Origin of the sequence: Pelomonas sp. V22 (assembly GCF_030014915.1) — a bacterium.
Lineage (GTDB): Bacteria > Pseudomonadota > Gammaproteobacteria > Burkholderiales > Burkholderiaceae_C > JAUASW01.
On the sequence record NZ_JAGIXS010000001.1, the window covers coordinates 333924 to 353617 of the forward strand.

Here is a 19694-nt window from a genome sequence, read left to right on the forward strand (position 1 = left end):
GCTACTGAAACTGCTGGGTGAGGGTGGCGGTCACGGCGTTCTCGCGATAGGACTTCTGTTCGCTGCTGAAACGCGCGTGGCGCAGGCTGATCGAATAGGACAGGCGCTGCCCCAGCTGGCCGTTGACGCTGGTCAGCAGGGTCTTGAGGTCGGTCGTCAGGACGGTGGTGCTGCTGCTGGTCTGCTGATCTGCGGCACTCACGCTGACCGAAGTGGTTTGACTCAGCTTGTGCGAGAGGCTGAGTGCCCCCGAGCGCTGACGCAGCACGCCGCCACCGCTCAGGTCATCGCTGACATTGCTGAACGGGTCGAGCCGGCGGGTCTTGGCCTGGCTGAGCGTCAGCGTGGCCGTGCTGCGCAGGCCCAGCAGCGAGAAGGCGCCGGTCTGCGAACGGGTCAGGCTGGCCGCGCCGGACAGAAAGCCGCTGTTGGCAATGGCGTCGGCGCTGAGGCCGCTTGACAGCAGGAAGGCGCGCACCATCAGGTCGCGCTTGATGGGGTCGGGTTCCTGCGCCGTGAAGATGGCGTCGTAGAGCGCGTAATTGGTCTGGCGCGTACCGCCACCGACCGCGCCGGGGCCGTTGACGGCCTGGCTGTCGGAGTAGCGCCAAGACGAACGCAACATGCGATGGTTGAAACTCAACGAATGCGAGTTGCCATAGTGGTGGCGGCGCCAGTCGGCGTTCAGCTGCGTACGCTCGGTAGGCGTCCAGTCCGCACCCAGGCTGTAGGTGTTGCTGGTGACCTGGTCGAGCGTGATGAAGTTGCTGCGCTCCTTGCCGGCCTGCAGATTCAGGCCGAGGTCCATGTCGGGCCGGTAGCGCAGGCCCAGCATGCCGCTGTCGGTCGAGGTGGTGCGGGCGAGGCCGGACCCCTTGGCGCGCGATGCCTGGGCCGAGAAGTTCCAGTTGATGATGCGCTCGGCGCCCCCCAGGCCTTCCAGATTGAACGCGGCCTGGCCGCTGCGACCGTCGCCGAGGACGGAGTCCTTGACCCGGGTTTCGGTACCCGAAACGCTGGCGTCGTAGTTGGCCAGGCCAGCCAGCACACCGCGCAAGCGCGGTGCGATGGTCAGCGATGCCATCTGCGATTGGTTGGGGTTGCTCACATAGGAACTGACCGACTGTTCGGCGGCAAAGGCGGAGCGCGCCTGCTGGCCCAGCGAGGCCCGCATGTCAATGAGAAAACGGCCCTCAAGCAGGGCCGCACTTGCCTGCGAGAGCAGCCGGTGCTGCACCCGGTCGGCATAGGAGGTGCGGTAGTACATCAGCCCGTCCATCGAGTAGTCGAGCGATCCCCGCAGCATGCCGGTATTGCTGCGCACCGTGAGCCCCGGCGAGACCATGCCGATCACGGCCTTGTCCTTGGCGCCGCTGTTCAGACCGATGTTGTCGGTCACGGTGCCGCTCATGCTCAGCGAAGGCTTGATGCTGAGGCCACGGCGATCAGCACCGCCGTCATCGCTCTGCCCCCAGGCCAAGCCGGTCGCGCCGAGCAGCAGCAGCGCCTGGACCAGGCGGCTCACGGCCGGCATGCACAAGCCTTGTCCGTCATTCAGACTTGGCGTCATTGCCATATCCGTAGCCATAACCATAGCCATAACCGTAGCCATAGCTGCCTTCGGAGCTGGCATGGGCCTGGTTGAGCAGCATCATCTTGACCGGGCAGGTCTCGATGCTGGCCAACGCCTGCTGGACGGCGCCCTGCAGCGTCTTGTCGGCATGGACGACGATGACGATCTGGCCCATGTGGGAGGCCAGCACGCGCGACTCGGTGGTCAGCAGCAGCGGCGGCGAATCGAAGATGATGATGCGGTCAGGGTAGCGCTTGGCCATGTCAGCCAGCAGAGCCGTCATGGCATCGCTGGCCAGCAGCTCGGTGGCGCGCGGATGCGGCGTGCCACTGGGCAGGATGGTCAGCTTGTCGACGTTGGTGCGCAGCAGCACATCGGCCATGTCGACCTGGTTTTCCAGCACGTCCAGCAGGCCGGGGCCTTGCGGCAGGCCCAGCATGCGCAGCACCGAGGGACGCGCCACGTCGGCATCGACCAGCATCACGGTGTTGTCGAGTTCGGCGGCAATGCTCAGCGCCAGGTTCAGCGAAGTGAAGCTCTTGCCCTCGCCGGCCAGCGCGCTGGTGACCATGATCAGGTTGCCGTGCTCCAGCTTGTCGGCGCCCTTGCCCATCGCGTTCTTGATCAGCGGGCGCTTGATGACGCGGTACTGGTCGGCGATGAAGGTACGCGGCGCCGTCGGCACCAGGAAGCCCTGGGCACCCAGGGCCACCAGGTCGAGCTCGACACGTTTGGACTGCACGGCCGGTGCTTCGGGCTCAGCGGAAGGCAGCGTGGGCGGCAGGTCGGGCGACGTCGGCGCTTGTATCGGGGCGTCCGGCAGCACCACGCCGGCCTGACGGAGCTGTTCCAGCCGTTGTGCTGCTTGTTCGATCAGGCTGCTCATGCTCAACCCACCTGCTTGCTCATCAAAATCGCCATGATGGAGAGGCCCACGGCAAACACGGCCACCAGGCCACCGCTGGCCACGCCGAAGCGCACCAGGTCGACACGCGCGCGGCGCTTCTCGGCATCGCTGACCAGGCGCGACACCACGCCCAGGATGGGCAGCTCGGTGCGCAGGCGCAGCTCGCCGGCATCATGGAACACTGGCCGCAGCTGCGAGCCGACGAACGTCGTGAACACGCCCACACCCAGCGCCACGGCCAGCACGCCGGCCAGCAGCAGCAGGCGATTCGGCGCCACCGGCTTCGGGTTGGCACGCGGCGGGTCGATCAGGCGGAAGTCGGCCATGCCGCTGGCCACGTCCAGGTCACCCGAGATCGTTGCCTGCTCACGCTTGCTGACCAGCTCTTCGTAGTTCTTCTTGTGAATCGCGTAGTCGCGGTTCAGCTGGGCGGCCTCGGCCTCCACCTGCGGTGCGGTCTTGAGGGCATTCAGGGCGGCAGCGTAGCGGGACGAATACTCGTCAACCCGGGCACGCAAGGCGGCAATCTGGATTTCCTGCCCGGCAATCGCCCGGCTCAGTTCCTGGGCCATCAGGCTGCCGGTGTTGGCGCCGCTCAGCGTGGGCGGCGCGGCCAGCGCATTCTTGCGCTGCTCGGCCATTTCCTTGCGCTTCTGATCTTCCAGGTCCTTGATCAGCTTGCGGGCCGTGACCACATCCGGGTGCACCTCGGTATAGCGCTGCAGCAGACCATCCAGGTTGCGACGTTGAGCATCCAGACGCGAATCGATCTCAGGCGTGCTGATGGTGATGGCAGATTCCTGCAGCAGGCTGGCCGTGGTGGAGTCGCCGCCGCGCGTGCGTTCAGCCTCAAGACGGGCCCGGGCCGCAGCCTGGGCGTTGGTGGCTTCACGCAGTTCGAGGCGTGAGCGTTCCAGCTGCGTGCTGAGTTCGCCCAGGCGGGCGGCCGAGTCCTTGCCGTCACCGCTCATCAGTTGGATGTTGCGCAGGCGGAATTCCTTCAGGCGCTGCTCGGCCTCCTCCAGCTTGCTCTCGTAGGTCTTGATCTGGTCAGTAATGAAGCTCGCGGCGGTGGCCGTGTCCTTGCGGCTGGAACCGAGGCTGGACTCGATGAAGATGGTGACCAGCGACTGCACGGCGCGCTTGGCGGTTTCGGGATCGCGGTCGCGGTAGGACAGCGTGTAGAGGTTGTCACGGCCCACGCTGCTGATGCGCAGCTCGGCGGTGACGCGGTCAATCGTCGCTTCTTGCTCGGCCTTGGTCTGGTTCTTCAGGTCCAGGTCGGCCATGCGCACCAGCTTCTCGACGTTGGGCCGGTTGATCAGCGTCTTGCTGAGCATGCTGACCTGCATGTCGACATTGGGCGCCACGGCCATGCCGGACATCAGCGGCTTCAGGATCGATTGCGTGTCCACGTAGATACGTGCGCTGGCTTCGTAGCGGTCAGGCATGGTGAACACCACGACCGCACCGATGGCGCCAGCCACCCAGGACACGAGCAGGCCGTACCAGCGGTACTTCCACATGCGCCGGGCAATCGAGAAGAATTGAGCGAGCAGGAGATCCATCAAACTTACTTCAAACGAGAGGTGCCTGGCACCGGGGCATCCGCGCCGCAGCGAGGGCTGCGAACGCGATGCATCTGCGCGTGGATCGAGAGAGTTAGAAGAAGCTTTGCGGAATGATCAGGATGTCGCCCGGCCGCATTTCAACGTTGGCCGACACATCGCCACGCTTGATCAGGTCCTTGAGGCGCACGGAGTACTGCTTGTTGCCCTCCGACGAGCGCAGGATGGTGGCGCTATTGCCGGCGGCGAAGTCAGTCAGGCCACCCACGGCGATCATCACGTCCAGCAAGGTCATCTTCTGCTTGTAGGGCAGGAACTGAGGCTTGGCGGCCTCGCCAACCACGCGGATCTGCTCGCTGTACGGGCCCACAAAGCCGGTGACGATCACGGTCACGACCGGGTCGCGCACATACTTGCTCAGCTGCTTCTCGATGTCGCGGGCGATCTCGACCGAGTTCTTGCCCTGCGCGACCATCTCGTCGATCAGCGGCGCGGAGATCTTGCCGTCGGGGCGCACAGGCACTTGCATCGACAGCTCGGGATTGCGCCACACCATGATGTTGAGGCCGTCACCCGGGCCGATGATGTAGCTGTAATCCTGCTGCGCCGCAGCCGCCGGTGCCGGCGGCAGGCCGCGCGTGCTGGAGCAGGCACTCAGCAGACCGAACGAAGCCGCCAAGACCAGCCAGCCGCAGCGGCGCGAAATGGATGCAAACATAGTTTTCAAGGCAATTCCTATCGATGAACGTGGCGGCAGCGCCAGCGACGACAGCGTTGCTGCACGCACAGCACTGACCGGCGAACTGCTGATCTGCGGATCATGCCACAGGGCTTTGAGGCTTTTGTGCCCAGCAAACAGGGGGCTTGCGAGGGCGCGCGAGCAATATCGCACGGCGATTCGATAAGGCTGAAACTCCGAGCCCTCCGCCTTCGGTTGTCGGCCTGTCGGGGCTCGGCGATACTGCCGCGCGGCAGGTCGCCCGGCGGCCTGGGCAGCACCTCCGCCAGCAAAGGAATCAAATGCAGTTTGACTACGCCCGCGCCTTCTCCCGCAATATCGGTTGGGTTACCGAAGCAGAGCAGGCCAAGCTACGGAATGCCCGCGTCGCCATTGCCGGGATGGGCGGCGTCGGTGGCAAATATGTGGAGACCCTGGCGCGCCTGGGCGTCGGCAAGCTGGTCATTGCGGATTTTGACGAGTTCGACCTGCACAACATGAACCGCCAGGCCGGCTCTTTCATGTCCACCATGGGCCAATCCAAGCTGGAAGTGATGTCGCGCATAGCGCGCGACATCAATCCGGAAATGGAGATTCGCGCCTTCCCGCATGGGGTAAACGCTGAAAATGTCGATGAATTCCTGGAGGGCGTGGATATTTACGCGGACGCGCTCGATGTCTTTGCCCTTGATATTCGTCGGATGGTGTTTGCCAAGTGCAAGGAGAAGCACATTCCGGCGCTGACAGCCGCGCCGTTGGGCATGGGCACGGCCTTTCTCTATTTCGATCCGGCCGGCATGAGCTTCGAGGACTATTTCAAACTCGAAGGTCATGAAAAGGATGAGCAATTGGCACGATTCATCGTCGGCCTGTCGCCGGCCATGCTGAATCGCAGCTATCTTGTGGATCCGACGTCCGTCAATTTCGGCGAGCGCCGTGGCCCCTCCACGCCGATGGCCTGTGCCTTGTGCGGCGGCGTCATGGGTTCGGCCGTGCTCAAGCTGATGCTGGGGCGTGGCAAGCTGCGGGCGGCACCGTGGTCCATGCAGTTCGACGCCTACCGACAGAAGCTGACCTTCAACTGGCGCCCCTGGGGCAATGCCAATCCGCTGCAGCAACTGCTGCTGCTGTTTGTGCGTCCCTTGCTGCGTGGCCAGGTCAGCCGCTCGAAGTAGCGCCTGCGCAAGACGGCCAAGGGCCGGCGTCCGAAGGCGGCAGGCTGCTGCGGCCGTCCACCGAGTTCATTGAATTGACAGCCGGCGTAGCCGGCGCCAGGGAGTGATACGTGATTCGTCAACCGGTTTCCCCATCTCAGCGCCTCCTCGGCGGCACGGCACTGGCCGTTGCACTCCTGCTCGCCGCCTGCAGCAAGACCAGCGGCGACGACTACGATCTGGCCAAGGACAGCATGGCCAAGGCCGAGACCCCCACGGCCATCATTCATTTGAAGGCCGCGCTGCAGAAGGATCCAAGCCGCTGGGAGGCCCGCGCCCTGCTCGGCTATGCGCTCATGCGCACCGGCGATGCAGCCGGCGCAACTGTTGAACTGGAGAAGGCCTACGCCGCCCAGTTCAACCCGGACGAAGTCGTACCCGCCCTGGCCACCGCCATTCTCCAAACCGGCAAACCCAAAGTCGTTGTCGAACGCTTTGCCAAGCTGAAGATGCAAACGCCGGCCGCCACGGCCGCGCTGCAAGCCAGCCTGGGCATTGCCTATTGGCAGCTCGGAGAGAAGGCCGAGGCAGAGGCCGCCGTAGCCCGTGCCCTGGAAGCAGCGCCGGTGCAGAGCAATGCGCTGATGCTCAAGGCCAACATCGCCGCGAGCAAGGGCGACATCGACGGCGCCATCGAGCTGATGAACTGGCTGCTGCAGCGCAACCCCAAGGACCTGCAGGCCATGCTGCTGCTCTCGCAGTTCCAACGCAACGGCAAGGGCGATGCCGCCGCAGCCGAGAAGACGCTGCTGCACGCCGTGGAGGTCGAGCCCCGCTTTCTCGAAGCGCAGAAGTCCTTGCTGGTCTACCGGTTGGAAGCCAATGACGTCGAGGGCATGAAGAAGCGCCTGGCCGAGGCCCGCAAGGCCGCGCCCAAGCATTCGACCACGCTCTACATGACCGCCCTCACCGCCTTCACCGAAGGCGACATGCCGCGCGCCCGCGAAGCCTTGCAGCCACTGCTCAAGGTGAACAACAGCAGCGGCCAGCTGCAGTTGCTTGCCGGCTTGATCGAGTTCAACGCCAACTCCTTGCTCAAGGCTGAAACTCATCTGACCAAGGGCCTGCAACTGCTGCCCGAAGAAACTCAGCCGCGCCTTATCCTGGCCGACCTGTACATGCGCCGCGACCAGCCCGAGAAGGCGCTGAACGTGCTCGCCCCCCTACTGGAGCAAAAGCCACCACTGGCCGAGGCCGTAGGCGCTGCCGCCGACATCTACATGCACATGGGCGACATGACCAGGGCCGAGGCCTTGTACGTTACCGCCGCCCGCCTGGCCCCGGAAAGCAGCCGCACCAAGGTCGCCCTGGCAGCCGCCCGGCTGGCACGCGGCGCCGGCGAGAGCGAGTTGCGCGAGCTGGAGTCGCTGGGCCGGCTGTCCAAACCCACGGACGTGTTCGCCGAGATGGCGCTTTTCAATGCCCGCTTGCGCCTGAAGGACCTTGACGGCGCCATGAAGGCCGCCGACGCCATGACGCAGAAGCAGCCCAACAAGGCAGCACCCTGGGTCCTGAAAACCGGCATCTACGAGCTGAAATCGGATGCCACCAATGCCAAGGCATCGCTGGAGCGTGCCCTGCAGCTGGATCCCCTGCATTTCCGCGCCGCACTCCGCCTGGCCGCCTACGACGCCCTAGCCGGCAACTACGACGCAGCGGTCAAACGCTTCGACAACCTGCTCAAGTCCGATGCCAATCACACGCCGGCGCGGCTGGCCGTGGTCGATTTCAAGCGGCGCGCCGGCGCCAAGCCCGAGGAGCTGGTCAACCTGCTGGAAGCCACCGTGCGCGACGACCCGAGCAATGCAGTCGCCCGAGTCAAGCTGGTCGAGGAACTGATGCGTCAGGACCAAACCGCCAAGGCGCTCGATGCCGCCCAAGCTGCCGCGGCCGCCCTGCCCAATGACCCTCGCGTCTACGGCATGCTGGGCGAAGCCCAGATGCGCTCCGGCAACGTGGAGCTGGCCATTGGCAGCTTCGGCAAGCTGAGCAACCTCAGCCCCAAGGAACCATACCCGCCTTTCCGCCTCGCCGAAGCCCAGCTGAGCGCTGGCCAGCAGAAGGCGGCCATGGCCTCGCTCAGGCATTCGCTTGAGCTGCAACCGAACTACCTGGCCTCGCAGCGCGCCCTGACCGCCATCATGCTGCGCTCCGGCGACGCAGCCGGCGCCCTCAAGCTGGCTCGCACCATACAGAGCCAGCGCCCCAAGGAAGACATCGGTTTCCTGCTCGAGGGCGACATCGAGTCCTCGCGCAAGAACTGGTCCGGCGCAGGCGCAGCCTATCGCAACGCCCTGGACCGTCGCGCCAGCGGCGAGGTGGCTTCCAAGCTCTACCAGCTGCAGATCAACGCAGGCAATGCTGCAGCTGCGGCACAGTTCGAAAGCAGCTGGCGCAAGACCCATCCGAACGACGTGCAGTTCATCTCCTACCTCGGTGAGCAAGCCATGACGGCTGGCCGCTATGGGGACGCCGAAGCGCTGCTGCGCGAGATTGTGAAACTGGTACCGGGCCGGGCCAACGCCTGGTCGAGCCTGGCCTATTGCCTGCTCGAGCAAAAGAAGCCCGGCGCCCAAGAAGCCGCCGGCAAGGCCCTGCAAATCGCCCCCCAAGACCCCAATCATCACCAGATGCTGGCCCAGGCCCTGGCGGCCGATGGCTCCCTGCCCAAAGCGATCGCAAGCCAGCGTGAAGCCATCCGACTCTCGGGCGGCCGACCCAACTTCCGTTTCGGCCTCGCCAAGCTGCTGCTGCAGTCGGGTGACAAGGCGGCAGCCAAGGCCGAACTGCTGTCGCTGACCAGCATCAAGGAGGCTTTTGCAGGCAAGGAGCAACTGGCGAGCCTGCTCCAGGGACTCTGAATCGGGGTAAACACCTCCCCAAGCCTGTCGACAGCCTTTACAGGTAACTGAAACTACGCCACAGCAAATCAAATAAGTTGTTGATTTAAAAAGAAATGAGATAGCTGGCACACGGATTGCTTTTGAACGTACGTCCGCCTACCAAGGCCAACTACCAAGACGAATCCGACAGGAGCTCATGATGAAACTGATCAAGACCGCGATTGCAATGGCTGCCCTGCTGACCGCTAGCGTTGGCGCACTGGCAGGCACCTCGGTGGCCAATGCCATCCCCGCCGGCAACGTGCTGCTGTCGGATGACAGCGCCGAACGCTGGATCGATGTGAACAACAATGGCCTGCTGGACATTGGCGACAAGTTGCGTGGCATCGTCACGATCAACCAGAGCGGCAGCGCTCCGGCCACCCTGATCGGCGGCAATACCGCTTACAACGAACTGACCGCCATCTTCCAGACCGTCGTGACCGCCATGACGCCTGCAGGCAGCGGCCGCTTCGACTACACCTTCGCTGCTGACCCGGCCTTCGCCGCCGAATTCGCCTCCAAGGGCGCCACTGCCGGCACCGTCGGCCTGTTCTTCGAAGACAGCGCCAACGACTTCCGCCGTGCCAACTGCGGCGCTGGCGGCACCGCCGGCACCTACGCTGACTGCGAAGCTACCGCTACCGGCGGTACGCTGTGGGCCTCGTTCGGCCTCTCTGGCGGCTTCTGGACCGCTGCTGGTGCTGCTGGCGTCCCGAGCGCTGGCGCCTCCCTGCCGCTGACCACGCCCCTGGGCCAGTTCAGCATCGGCATGAACTTCATCACCAACAACACTGGCTTCACCTGGAACAAGGTCAAGTGCGTTGACCTGACCACGTTCGCCATCTCGGTGGTGGACTTCTGCGGCCAAGGCAGCATCATCGCTTCCGGTCGCGACATCGGTGACTCGACCGGCCCGTACGAAATCTTCGACGACGTGAACTTCACCGCCAACCGCGTGCCGGAACCTGCCAGCATCGCCCTGGTTGGCCTGGCTCTGCTGGGTCTGGGCGCAACCGCCCGCCGCAGCAAGAAGCAGTAATTTGCCCTCTGCTCTCCGCCTGATTGTTCAGGCGGAGACGCAAACAAAAAGGCGCCTGATTTCAGGCGCCTTTTCTTTTTGTTCGGCCAAAGTGGCCTGATCAGTATCAACCAGACCGGAGGCTGCGTATCAGTTCAGCAGGAAGCTGGCGGCCGGCGGCCGGCCATTGCGCACCTTGGGTGCGGCAGCATGGCCCAGGCGCAGGACCATGAAGGGCGTAGCGCCGGGGCTGAGTTCGCGCCAGCCCGCCTGCAGCCGCTGCTGGAGATCAGCCCGCACGTCGGTGGCGCCGACGAGTGCATAGAGAGGCGCAGCCGCATACACCGAGACAGCCAAGCCATTGGCATTGGCAGCCGCCCAAACCCGGAGCAACGCCCGGCCCGCACTGAAGGCGCCCTGCTCCACCGACCCGGTTGCTGCGATGCTGCACACATGCGGCGCGAGCCGGCAAGGCAGATCGGCGGCGCGGGCGCCCAGCATCTTGTGCATGCCAATCAGGTTCAGGAACTTTTGCAGGCCCCAGTGGCGTGATGACGAGAATCCCGGACGCTCCCAAGGAGCCACGCCCAGCGAAGCCGGCGCCAGGCCTTCGGTCGCGCCCTGCGACCAGCCCAGATCGAAGCGCACAGCTTCAAACAGTTCCTGATGCAGGGCAGGATTGGCAAATCGTTCGGTCTCCGCGGCACGCAGCAAGGCAAGCAAGGCGCGGCGCTGTGGCTTGCCGTCATGCCAGCCCAACTGGGTGCCGGGAACGACGCCCAGACCTAGGGACAAAACGCTTTGCTGAGCGACGTCCAGTGCCGGTCCTGTGAAACGAAGCTCCCGGTTGCTATGACGCTGACGCAGTGCCGCACCGGCCAAGGGATCTGGCTCGACGGCCCCAGGGGCCAGGCGCAAACGCACTGGCACGGCGGGATTACCAAGATCAAGTTCGGGCAGCAAGCGCCAGCCCAGGGCCGTCGCCTCGACACACAGGCTTTCCGCCACGGCGCCCAGTGAAATCAGGGTCAGCAGGCGGCGAGTCTGAGCCATCTGCCGCAGGTCGGCTGCCAGCGCGAGTTCCAGCGCATCGGCGCTGCAACGCAGCTTCCAGTGATGGTGGTTGTCGGCCGAGGGTGCCTGGACGGCCACTTCCAGCAGGCGCTGCAGGCGTGGGTCGTCAGCGGCAAGGGCAAGATCCGGCATGGGGTTCCTCGGGGAAAGTAGATCGATGGCTTGAGCCCGAACTCAGCGAGCCGACTCGGCCTCGACACGTGCCACCAGGCGTCGCAAGGGCGCGGCTGGGATGGCGTAGGAAATACCGCTGGGCTGGCCAATCACCGATTCATGACCTGCCTTGGCGAACACCATGCTGACCACACCCACCACCTGGCCGGTCTGCTGGTCCAGCAGTGGGCCGCCGCTGTTGCCGGGATAGGCGGTCGCGTCGAGCTGAAGAATGTCGATGGGGTCAGCGCGCAACTGCCTGACCAGGGCGGCATTGAGCCCTCGCGCCGACGGGCTGGGCAGCGCCATGTGCGTGATCGCGGCGATCATGCCGCGATGGGCAATTTGCGAGAAACCCAGAGCGCCGGCCAGCGGGTAGCCCAGCAGCAGCACATCCGTGCCTTCGGGCGCCATCGTATCCGGGCCCAGTTCCAGTGTGGCCGGCAACCTGCCGGGCACGACCGGCCTGAGCAGGGCCAGGTCGTTGGCCCGATCCATGGCCACCAGTTCCAGCTCGCGATACTCCTCGCGGCTGCCGGCTCGCTCGATGCGGATCGCCATGCGCTTGCCACTGTCCTGGCCGGGCTGGACCACATGCACATTGGTGACCAGCAAGCGCCCGTCGCTGACCGCGAATGCGGTGCCAGAGAAGCCGAAGCGCGGGCTGTCGGTGGGCGAATAAGTACCGATGGGAAACACCGCCGCCCGGCTGCGCGCCACCAGGGCGACGCGGTCGACCTCGGCTGCCGAAGCCACACCGGCCGCGGCCATCAGAGCCGCAGCAGCGCCCAGCAGTTCGCGCCGGCGCATCAGCTCAGGTCCTGGTAGGTCTGACCCATCTCGAAGGCCGAGATGCATTCGCGCCAGGGACGGTCAGACTCCTCGAAGCGGAAACCGTAGAAGCACCCTGCCTCGGTTTCCTTCACGCGGACGGCGCGAGCATGCAGCAGTGAGCGGCGCCCCTGGCCCAGCTCAATCCTTGCCACGCCATCCTGTTCCAGCGGCAGCGCATGCTTGCATTCGGCCTGGAAGCCGGAGAAAGAGATCTCAATCACATCCAGCACAAAGACCTGGGCACCTGCCCCATTTCCCATCTCGAACTGGCCAGGGCAGCGCATGGAGAAGCGGCGATGCCGACGCAGCGGATGGTGGGCGACCTCAGGTGTCGCAGCCACCATGGGCAGCACGCTGCGGTACTCGGGCTGGTCATAAATGGTCCAGAGCAGCGCCTTCTTGCGGTCGTCCATGGTGTCGAACACGGGACTGAGCTTGTTGAAAAAGTGGTCCAGCAGGGCCGGCGTCATCACTGGGTCGTTGGTCGTGTGGTAGGTCCGCGCCGGCCAGCTGATGTTGCTCATCTCGAGATCGTAGAAATACTTGTACAGGCTCTTGTGTACCGGCCGGTCGCCATAGGCTTTCTTGAACAAGCCAGGCGCACGATCCTGGTCGAAGCTCGCGCCAACAGCCGGCGCTCCATTGGCGAAGTCGTAGTGGTCGACCGTCTTTTCGACCAGGCGCTCAAAGGTCAGCAGCGCCTCGTACATCTCGATGCGATCCGGGTTGACGGCAATCACCAGGTGGCGGCTGTCGAAATAACGCTGGGTGTACTCGCGCATGAATTTCATCAGCGGGAACAGCACTGCGCCGCCGGTCTTGCGCATGGTGGGCGAGACCGCCAGGGCCGAGACCTCGCAGATCTGGCCGCCCCGGGCGCGCACCGGCTCCAGGTCAAAAATGGCCTGCAGCGGAAAGCCGAACACGCCTTCGCGGATCATCGAGATGGTGCCCACCACCTCGCCGTCGTACTTGGCGCAGAGCGTGGTCGTGGTCGGGAGCGCGTGGTAGATCGTGATGCGCATACCGCTGGGATCAGGCTTCATGAAGCCGGCGCCCACGTAGGCGTCATGCAGGATGCGGAAGCAGGCTTCCAGCTCCTCCTTGGTCTCCGCAATCTTCAGTTCGAGCCGGGGGTCGGGCCGTGGGTCGCAGTGGACCATCAGGCGCATCAGCGCGAAACGAACACCGCGCGGCAAAACGCCAAAGAGCTGGCGCAACAGCAGGTGAAACCTCTTACGCAAGCTGGAACGCTTGATTTTGCTCATGTGTTGTCTTGGACGGCCGCTGACTTGTAACCGCCCACGGGAGGCTAACAGAGCTACCCGGCAGCGCAAAGCCCGAAAGACGGTGACAGGCAAGGGGCGCCACACCTGCACGCAGGATGGGCGGTGGGCGGCCGCCGCAGCGGGCGGCCGCAGGCGGACATGTTCAGCGCTTGGCGTTACCCAGCTGTGTCAGCAGGCGCTGCACGTCGGCTTGCTGGGCGAAGGCCTGACCCAGGGCCGACAGCTGCGCCAGCTCCTTGCGGGCCTCGTCCTTCTTGCCGGCAGCCAGGTAGATCTCGGCCATGTGCAGGCGGTGCACATGCAGTTCGGGCGCCACCGTCAGCGCCTTGCGCTGCAGCTCGATCGCCCGGTCATGCTTGCCCGCCTTGGAATATACGCCGGCCGCCGTGTCGAGGATGGGTGCAGCCTCGGGCGCAAGGGCCACGGCCTTGTCGGCCATTGCCAGCGCCTCGGGGTCGCCGGTGCGGTTCAGCAGGAAGGCCAGGTTGTTGATCGCGAGCACGCTGTTCGGCTGCAACTGGATCACGCCACGGTACAGGCGGATGGCCTTGGGCAGATCGCCCGACACCATGGCGAATTCGGCCATGGCGGCCTGGAAGGTCACGTCCTTGGGATGCTTGTCCAGCCAGGCAGCCTCGTGAGCGGCAGCCTCCTTGTCCTTGCCCAGCAGGCGGTAGGCGCGGTAGAGCTTGATACCAAGCTCGTTCGACTCCTGCTTGCCCAAGCCGGTCTTGTACACGGAGGCAGCGCCGGCCACGTTCTTGGCCGCCATCTCGATATCGCCTTCCAGCATCCAGCCGATGGCTTCGTTCGGATAGCGCTGCTGAACCGACTTGGCCAGTTGGCGAGCCTCACCGGCCTGGCCAGTTTCAACCAGCAGCGGCACCAGCTTCATCTTGGCAGGCAGGTAGTCGTCGTTCAGACTCAAGGCCTTCTTCAGCTGCGCGATCGCTGCCGGCAGGTCCTTGCGCTTGACGTGAACCTCGGCCAAGTACATCAGCGGTGCCGCGGCGCGCGGCTGCAAGCGGCTCAGCTCGGTGTAGGCATTGACGGCCTGGTTCAGGTCGTTGCTGCCAGCGTAGGCCCGCGCCAGCAGGTCAATGAAACCCACATTGGCCGGGAAGGCCGCCTTGCCTTGCTGGGCGACCTCGATGGCCTTGGCAGCGTGGCCGGCGTCCAACTGGCTGCTCCCCAGGGCCAGCAGCGGAGCCGGTTCGCGCGGGAACTCCTTGACCAGGGCTTCGACCGCCTTGGTCAACACCTCGCGCGACTCACCCTTCTGGGCGCGCAAGCCGATGATGGCCAGCTTGGCATCCACAGAGGCCGGATTGGCCTTGACCACGCCCTCGAAGCGCTTGATGGCCTCGTCGGGCTTCTTGTCCAGCATGTCGAGGCCCGCCAGCGCCGTGGCGGCAGGCAGATAGGCCGGGCTGATTTTCAGTGCCTGCTCATAGGCCTCGCGGGCCTTGTCGGCCTTGCCTCGCAGGGCCTCGGTGCGACCGCGCAGCGTAGCGCCCTGGGGCTTGTCGGGCTGCTTGTGCTCCAGCAGCTCGATGGCCACCAGGGCCTTGTCGAACTCACGCCGGCGCAACAGCGCATTGATCAGCGCCATGTCGGCACGGGTGTCGGCCTCACCCTTGGCCAGGGCGCGCAGGGCATCGAGACCCTGCTGGGCATTGCCACGCTCGATCTGCGTCATCGCCACGGCGATCCGGCCGGGTGTGTTCTGCGGATCCAGCTTGACCAGCTTCGCGTACATCTCCTGCGCTGCGGCCGTCTCGCCGGCCTGCTGGTGCACCTCGGCCGCCAGGGCATAGGCCTCTGGCAGGCCCGGCGATTCGGCCAGCAATGGTTCCAGCGTGGCCAAGGCCTTGGCGCTGTCGCCAGCGCGCTGGTGGGTCTGCGCCAGCAGCATGCGCACGCCGCGAGCACTGGCTCTGGCTTGCAGAGCCATGCTCAGCTCGGTGGCGGCCTTCTGATAGTTCCCCAGCTGAAAGTCCACCATGCCGGCCAGGTGCAGGGCCTGGGCGCTTTCGGGGGTCATCTTCAGCAGGGCTGTTGCATGTTCCTCTGCCACCTTCAGGTCGCGCTTCTCGAGGGCAAGCATGGCGCTGTGGTAGCGCGTCATCGGATGGTTGGGCGAGACGGCATGCAGCGCCTCCAGCTGCTTGGCGGCCGCGTCCGCGTCACGCTTTTGCATGTAGACGGTGATCAAGCCTGCATGGCTGGCCACGTCCTTGGGATCGGCCGCCAATGCCTGCTGGTAGGCCTCGATCACTTCCTTGGCGTCGCGCTGCGAGGCCTGCAGCAGTTCGGCCTTGGTGCGCCAGGCCTGCGAGTTCTTGGGTTGGGCCTGCAGCAACTTCTGCAGCGCCTCCAAAGCACCTGGCATGTCCTTGGTGCCGGCCAGCAGGCGAACCCGCGTCAGCTGTGCCGGGGCGCTGCCCGGATCGTCGCGCAGCGCGGCATCGATCGCGGTGCGGGCCGCATCCACATTGCCCTTGGCCAGGTGGGCGCTGGCCAGCGCCACCTGCACCTCCGAGCGCAGCAACGGGTCCTGCAGCTTGGCATCGCTGAAGTCAGCCAGCAGGCGGTCCAGCTCGCCCTTGGCCAGGCGTGACTTGGCGGTCAGCGCACTCATCTCGTCATTGCTGAAGCCACCCTGGCGTGCCTTGTCGAGTTCGATCAAGGCGCCCGCCACGTCCCCCGACTGGAACAAGGCCTTGCCCAGCAGAAAGCGCGCCTCCGGCTGCGAGGCATTCTGCTGCAGCGCGTTCTTCAACTGGATGACGGCGCCCTTGGCGTCATTCTTCTCCAGCAGCTTCTTGGCCGAGGCCACCTGCTGCTCGGCAGATTCGCCAAAGCAGCCACTCAAGAGCGAGGCCGACAGGGCCAGGGCCATGCCGGCACCCAGAGCGCCCGGGCGGCGCGACGTCTTCTTGGCTTGCATCTTGTTCATTTGATTTGCAGTCGGTTGATCAGGTCATACAAGGTCGGGCGGCTGACACCCAGCAGTTCCGATGCCTTGACCATATTGCCGTCGGTGCGTGACAGCGCAGAGATGACGGCGGCGCGCTCGGCACGCTCGCGCACGGTGCGAAGGTCGAGCGACTCTTCGTCGCCCTCGGCGGAAGGCGGCACGGCGAGGCCCAGGTCGGCGGCCGTGATGCGGTCGCCATCGGCCATGATGGAGGCGCGCTTGACCAGGTTCTGCAGCTCGCGCACATTGCCCGGCCAGTTGTGAGCCTCGATGGCACGCACGGCGTCGTCGCTGAGCCCCTGCACCGGCCGGCGCATCTCGGAGGCATAGCGGCGCAGCATCGCATGCACCAGCAACACGGCGTCGCCGGCCCGGTCGCGCAGCGGTGGGATGTCGACGACGATCTCGGCAAGGCGGTAGTACAAGTCCTCGCGGAACCGCCCGTCGGCGATCAGGCCCTTGAGGTTCTGGTGGGTGGCGCCAACGATGCGCACATCGACCGCGATCTCCTGGCGGCCGCCCAGCCGCTCGATGCAGCGCTCCTGCAAGAAGCGCAGCAGCTTGGCCTGCAGCGGCATCGGCAGGTCGCCGATTTCGTCCAGCATCAGCGTGCCGCCATTGGCAGTCTCGATCTTGCCGACGGTGGTCTTGGTCGCGCCGGTGAAGGCGCCGCGCTCATAGCCGAACAGCTCGCTCTCGAGCAGGGCCTCGGGGATGGCCGCGCAGTTGATGGCGATGAAGCGGCCCTTGCGGCGCGAGGCATCGTGCAGGCCCTGGGCCAGAACTTCCTTGCCGGTGCCGCTCTCACCGAGCAGCAGCACGGTGGCATCGGTGGGGGCCACCTTTTCGACGGTGCGGCAGATCTTCTGCATGCCGGGGTCGCGCGTCACCAGGCCGCCCAGCACCTCGGCGTGCTGCTGCATCTGCAGGCGGCGGTTTTCCTGCTGCAGTTCGTGCAGACGGAAGGCGCGCTCCACGGTCAGCGCCAGCTGATCCGGGTCGACCGGCTTGGCGAGGAAGTCGTAGGCGCCGAGGCGTATGGCCCGCAGCGCATTGCTCTGGTCGTTCTGGCCAGTCAGCACGATGACCTTGACCGTCGGGTCCAGCTCGATCAGCTTCTCCAGCAGGGCAAAACCCTCGGTGACCGAATCCTGATCAGGGGGCAGACCCAGGTCCATGGTGACCACGGCCGGGTTGTGACGGCGGAACTGCAGCAGAGCGCTGGGCGCGTCGCTGGCCAGGGCCGACTCGAAACGGTCGAGCGACCATTTCAGCTGTTTTTGCAGGGCCAGATCGTCCTCGACGATCAGCAGGCTGGGCAGGCGTTCGACACTCATCGGGCGTTCATCAGGCCGAGATCGGACGCGGCTGTCGCATGAAACAGCGGCAGCAGCAAGGTGATACGGGTGCCCTGGCCGGGCTCGCTTTCGACATTGATCTTTCCTCCCAGCTCCTGGATGTACTGGTAGCTCTCGTAGGCGCCAATACCCATGCCGCTGGACTTGGTACTGCTGAACGGTTTGAACAGCTGGTTCTGAATGAAGTCGCGTGACATGCCGCAACCAGTATCGCCCACTTCAACCCGCGCATTGCTGCCGCCGGCATCGAGCACGAGCCAGACGCGACCTTGTACCGGAGTTGCATCGAAGGCGTTCTGAACCATGTGGCCGATCACACGTTCCACGCGCTCGTCATGGCCCCGCGTGCTGACCTCGGCCTGGATTTGCAGCTCCAACTGACGCCCCTTGCTGGTCGCCGCGGCTGCCAGCCGCCGGGCAATGGCCGCAAGGTCCACGCCGCCGGCCACGCCATGCGGATTGCCGCCCTCGCGCAGCTGCAGCATCAGCTGCCGCATCTTCTCGAGCGAGTTCTCCACGGTGTCCAGCATGTCCTGCTGGAACTCCGGGTTGTCGCGCAGGCGCTTGGCGTTCTTCATCATCAGCGAAAGCTGGGTGACGATGTTCTTGAGGTCGTGCACAACAAAGGCAGACATCTTGTTGAAGGCATCGAACTTGCGCGATTCCAGCAGCGCCTCGGTGGACTGCATCTGGGCCAGGAAGGACGCCGCCTGGCTGCCTGCCGTCTTGAGCAGGTCGCGCACCTCCCAGTTCAGTTCTACCGGCGTGCGCGGGCGCCCCAGCACGACAAAGCCGATCAGCTCGGTCGACATCAGGAGCGGCACGACCAGCCAGCTGCGCGGCTCCTTGGTGAGCCAGTCCGGCAGGGTCAGGTCTTGATAGGCGGGCGAGCCGTTGCGGTAGTCATCCAGGTCGATGATCCAGGCACGTTCGCGCAAGTAGGCGCACAAGGGAGAATCCGCGCCCTCGGTCTCATGCTGCTCGGGCATGTTCCAGATCGCCGTCTGCCGCCAGTCGTGCCGGTCACCACGCAGCATCCACAACATGCCCGAGGGGCTCTCCACCAGATTGGCCAGTCCGCGCACCACCGAAATGCCCACCTCCTGCGGCGCCGTGGTGCTCGAGAGGATGGCAGTGAACTGCAGCCACTCCTCGCGGTAGTCGTAGCGGTAGCTGAAGAAGTTCTTGCTGATGTAGACCCGCAACTTGGAGCGCAAGGTGCCCGACAGCAGCAGCATGGCCAGGGCCAGCAAGGCCACGAAGACCAGGGCCAGTTGCAGCGCCCTGCCCCAGTCGCCGCCGGTATAGCGCACGTAGTAGCCCACGGCCGACACCAGCAGCAGGTAGGCGCCGACCAGCAGCAAGGTGGCCGAATGAAAGACCGCTGCGCGCGAGACATGCAGCTTGCCCAGCCAGTTACCCTCGCGCCGCGAGGCCAGGTAGAGCAAAGGCACGGCCATCGCATGGACGGCGGCGCGCACATCGAAGGCATCGCTGTCGAAATGCTGGAACAGCGCGGCCTGCGAGAACACGAACAGGTCGAACACGAAGACGGCTGCAAGGCCGAGGCAGACCGGCTTGGCGTTCCAGCGAGCATCGCCGCGCGAGTTGCGCAATAGCTGCTCCACCAGCAGAAGGCCGACGACTGCCGCGGCAAGCGAGGCAAAGGCCATCTGTTGCTGCAGGCTGGCCGGCTGGTACGCCTGCAACTCACGGGCGAGCAGCAGCAGCGGCAACCCCAGCACGCTGAGCAAGGCCCACAACCTCAGCTGCCCCGGATCTCCGGCACCGGGCACCGACAGCAGGCCCAGGATGAAGACGAACCACAGCGCATAGCGCAGCGAATCGACCAGGGGCAGCGCAATGGTTTCAAGGGAATGCAGGCCGGTGCGCGGGGCTAGCAGGCCGAGCACGGCCCACAACAGGCTGGCCAGCAGGGCCGCCAGCAGACGCAGGGACAAGGTGGCGCTGGTGGTCTCGTCCCGCCGGAGCAGCTTGGCTCCGACGAGGATGGCGAAGGCGCCATAGGCCAGCGCCGCGAGCACGTAGCTCGCCGCAGCAAGATTGAGCATGCGCTATTCGATCAAGCGAGAGCGCCAGAGTGAATCGGCGCAAACGCTAGG

Annotated in this window: 13 protein-coding genes; 3 read left to right on the forward strand and 10 right to left on the reverse strand. The window is 65.2% G+C overall.

Annotated elements, in window-relative coordinates:
- Position 1 precedes the first annotated feature (1 nt).
- From J7U46_RS01485 to J7U46_RS01500, 4 genes are all read right to left on the reverse strand, one after another.
- A complete protein-coding gene (locus J7U46_RS01485; protein ID WP_282823042.1) occupies positions 2–1570 on the reverse strand; it encodes a TIGR03016 family PEP-CTERM system-associated outer membrane protein in 1569 nt (522 codons plus the stop codon).
- Positions 1551–2459 carry an XrtA-associated tyrosine autokinase gene (locus J7U46_RS01490; RefSeq protein ID WP_282823043.1) on the reverse strand — a complete coding sequence of 303 codons (909 nt, stop codon included), beginning with the start codon at positions 2457–2459 and terminating at the stop codon, positions 1551–1553. The genes J7U46_RS01485 and J7U46_RS01490 overlap by 20 nt, the downstream gene beginning before the upstream one ends.
- A 2-nt stretch (positions 2460–2461) precedes the next feature.
- Positions 2462–4048 carry an XrtA system polysaccharide chain length determinant gene (locus J7U46_RS01495; RefSeq protein WP_282823044.1) on the reverse strand — a complete coding sequence of 529 codons (1587 nt, stop codon included), beginning with the start codon at positions 4046–4048 and terminating at the stop codon, positions 2462–2464.
- Between the two features lie 94 nt (positions 4049–4142).
- On the reverse strand, positions 4143–4766 hold the full coding sequence (locus tag J7U46_RS01500) for an XrtA/PEP-CTERM system exopolysaccharide export protein (RefSeq protein ID WP_282823045.1): 624 nt from the start codon (positions 4764–4766) through the stop codon (positions 4143–4145).
- 302 nt (positions 4767–5068) lie between these two features.
- Here J7U46_RS01500 and J7U46_RS01505 point away from each other — a divergent pair, with 302 nt between their 5' ends.
- From J7U46_RS01505 to J7U46_RS01515, 3 genes are all read left to right on the forward strand, one after another.
- The gene (locus J7U46_RS01505; protein WP_282823046.1) at positions 5069–5941 is read left to right on the forward strand and encodes a ThiF family adenylyltransferase; all 873 of its coding nucleotides are present in this window, start codon (positions 5069–5071) and stop codon (positions 5939–5941) included.
- A 110-nt stretch (positions 5942–6051) separates the two neighbouring features.
- Positions 6052–8841 carry an XrtA/PEP-CTERM system TPR-repeat protein PrsT gene (gene prsT / locus J7U46_RS01510; RefSeq protein WP_282823047.1) on the forward strand — a complete coding sequence of 930 codons (2790 nt, stop codon included), beginning with the start codon at positions 6052–6054 and terminating at the stop codon, positions 8839–8841.
- Between the two features lie 181 nt (positions 8842–9022).
- Complete coding sequence (locus tag J7U46_RS01515; protein ID WP_282823048.1) at positions 9023–9904, forward strand: PEP-CTERM sorting domain-containing protein; 882 nt, start codon at positions 9023–9025, stop codon at positions 9902–9904.
- Positions 9905–10033: 129 nt separating this feature from the next.
- On the opposite strand, the gene J7U46_RS01520 is transcribed toward J7U46_RS01515, so the two are convergent.
- The 6 genes from J7U46_RS01520 to prsK form a co-directional block, all read right to left on the reverse strand.
- Complete coding sequence (locus J7U46_RS01520; RefSeq protein ID WP_282823049.1) at positions 10034–11035, reverse strand: hypothetical protein; 1002 nt, start codon at positions 11033–11035, stop codon at positions 10034–10036.
- Positions 11036–11131: 96 nt separating this feature from the next.
- Complete coding sequence (locus J7U46_RS01525; RefSeq protein WP_282823051.1) at positions 11132–11920, reverse strand: serine protease; 789 nt, start codon at positions 11918–11920, stop codon at positions 11132–11134.
- Positions 11920–13212, reverse strand: a complete 1293-nt coding sequence (locus J7U46_RS01530; protein ID WP_282823052.1) for a GNAT family N-acetyltransferase — start codon at positions 13210–13212, stop codon at positions 11920–11922. The genes J7U46_RS01525 and J7U46_RS01530 overlap by 1 nt, the downstream gene beginning before the upstream one ends.
- Positions 13213–13375: 163 nt before the next feature.
- Positions 13376–16192, reverse strand: a complete 2817-nt coding sequence (gene prsT / locus J7U46_RS01535) for an XrtA/PEP-CTERM system TPR-repeat protein PrsT (protein WP_282823053.1) — start codon at positions 16190–16192, stop codon at positions 13376–13378.
- Positions 16189–17550 (reverse strand): PEP-CTERM-box response regulator transcription factor, encoded by a 1362-nt coding sequence (gene prsR, locus J7U46_RS01540; protein WP_282823054.1) that lies wholly within the window; start codon positions 17548–17550, stop codon positions 16189–16191. Before prsR ends, prsT (J7U46_RS01535) begins: the two co-directional genes overlap by 4 nt.
- Entirely contained in the window at positions 17547–19643 is a 2097-nt protein-coding gene (gene prsK / locus J7U46_RS01545; protein WP_282823055.1) for an XrtA/PEP-CTERM system histidine kinase PrsK, read from the reverse strand. The genes prsR and prsK overlap by 4 nt, the downstream gene beginning before the upstream one ends.
- Positions 19644–19694: the final 51 nt, after the last annotated feature.

Coding starts and splice junctions, on each gene's coding strand:
- J7U46_RS01485 (WP_282823042.1), bottom strand. CDS start 1,570: ATGACGCCAAGTCTGAATGACGGACAAGGCTTGTGCATGCCGGCCGTG.
- J7U46_RS01490 (WP_282823043.1), bottom strand. CDS start 2,459: ATGAGCAGCCTGATCGAACAAGCAGCACAACGGCTGGAACAGCTCCGT.
- J7U46_RS01495 (WP_282823044.1), bottom strand. CDS start 4,048: ATGGATCTCCTGCTCGCTCAATTCTTCTCGATTGCCCGGCGCATGTGG.
- J7U46_RS01500 (WP_282823045.1), bottom strand. CDS start 4,766: ATGTTTGCATCCATTTCGCGCCGCTGCGGCTGGCTGGTCTTGGCGGCT.
- J7U46_RS01505 (WP_282823046.1), top strand. CDS start 5,069: ATGCAGTTTGACTACGCCCGCGCCTTCTCCCGCAATATCGGTTGGGTT.
- J7U46_RS01515 (WP_282823048.1), top strand. CDS start 9,023: ATGAAACTGATCAAGACCGCGATTGCAATGGCTGCCCTGCTGACCGCT.
- J7U46_RS01525 (WP_282823051.1), bottom strand. CDS start 11,920: ATGCGCCGGCGCGAACTGCTGGGCGCTGCTGCGGCTCTGATGGCCGCG.
- J7U46_RS01530 (WP_282823052.1), bottom strand. CDS start 13,212: ATGAGCAAAATCAAGCGTTCCAGCTTGCGTAAGAGGTTTCACCTGCTG.
- prsT (WP_282823053.1), bottom strand. CDS start 16,192: ATGAACAAGATGCAAGCCAAGAAGACGTCGCGCCGCCCGGGCGCTCTG.
- prsR (WP_282823054.1), bottom strand. CDS start 17,550: ATGAGTGTCGAACGCCTGCCCAGCCTGCTGATCGTCGAGGACGATCTG.
- prsK (WP_282823055.1), bottom strand. CDS start 19,643: ATGCTCAATCTTGCTGCGGCGAGCTACGTGCTCGCGGCGCTGGCCTAT.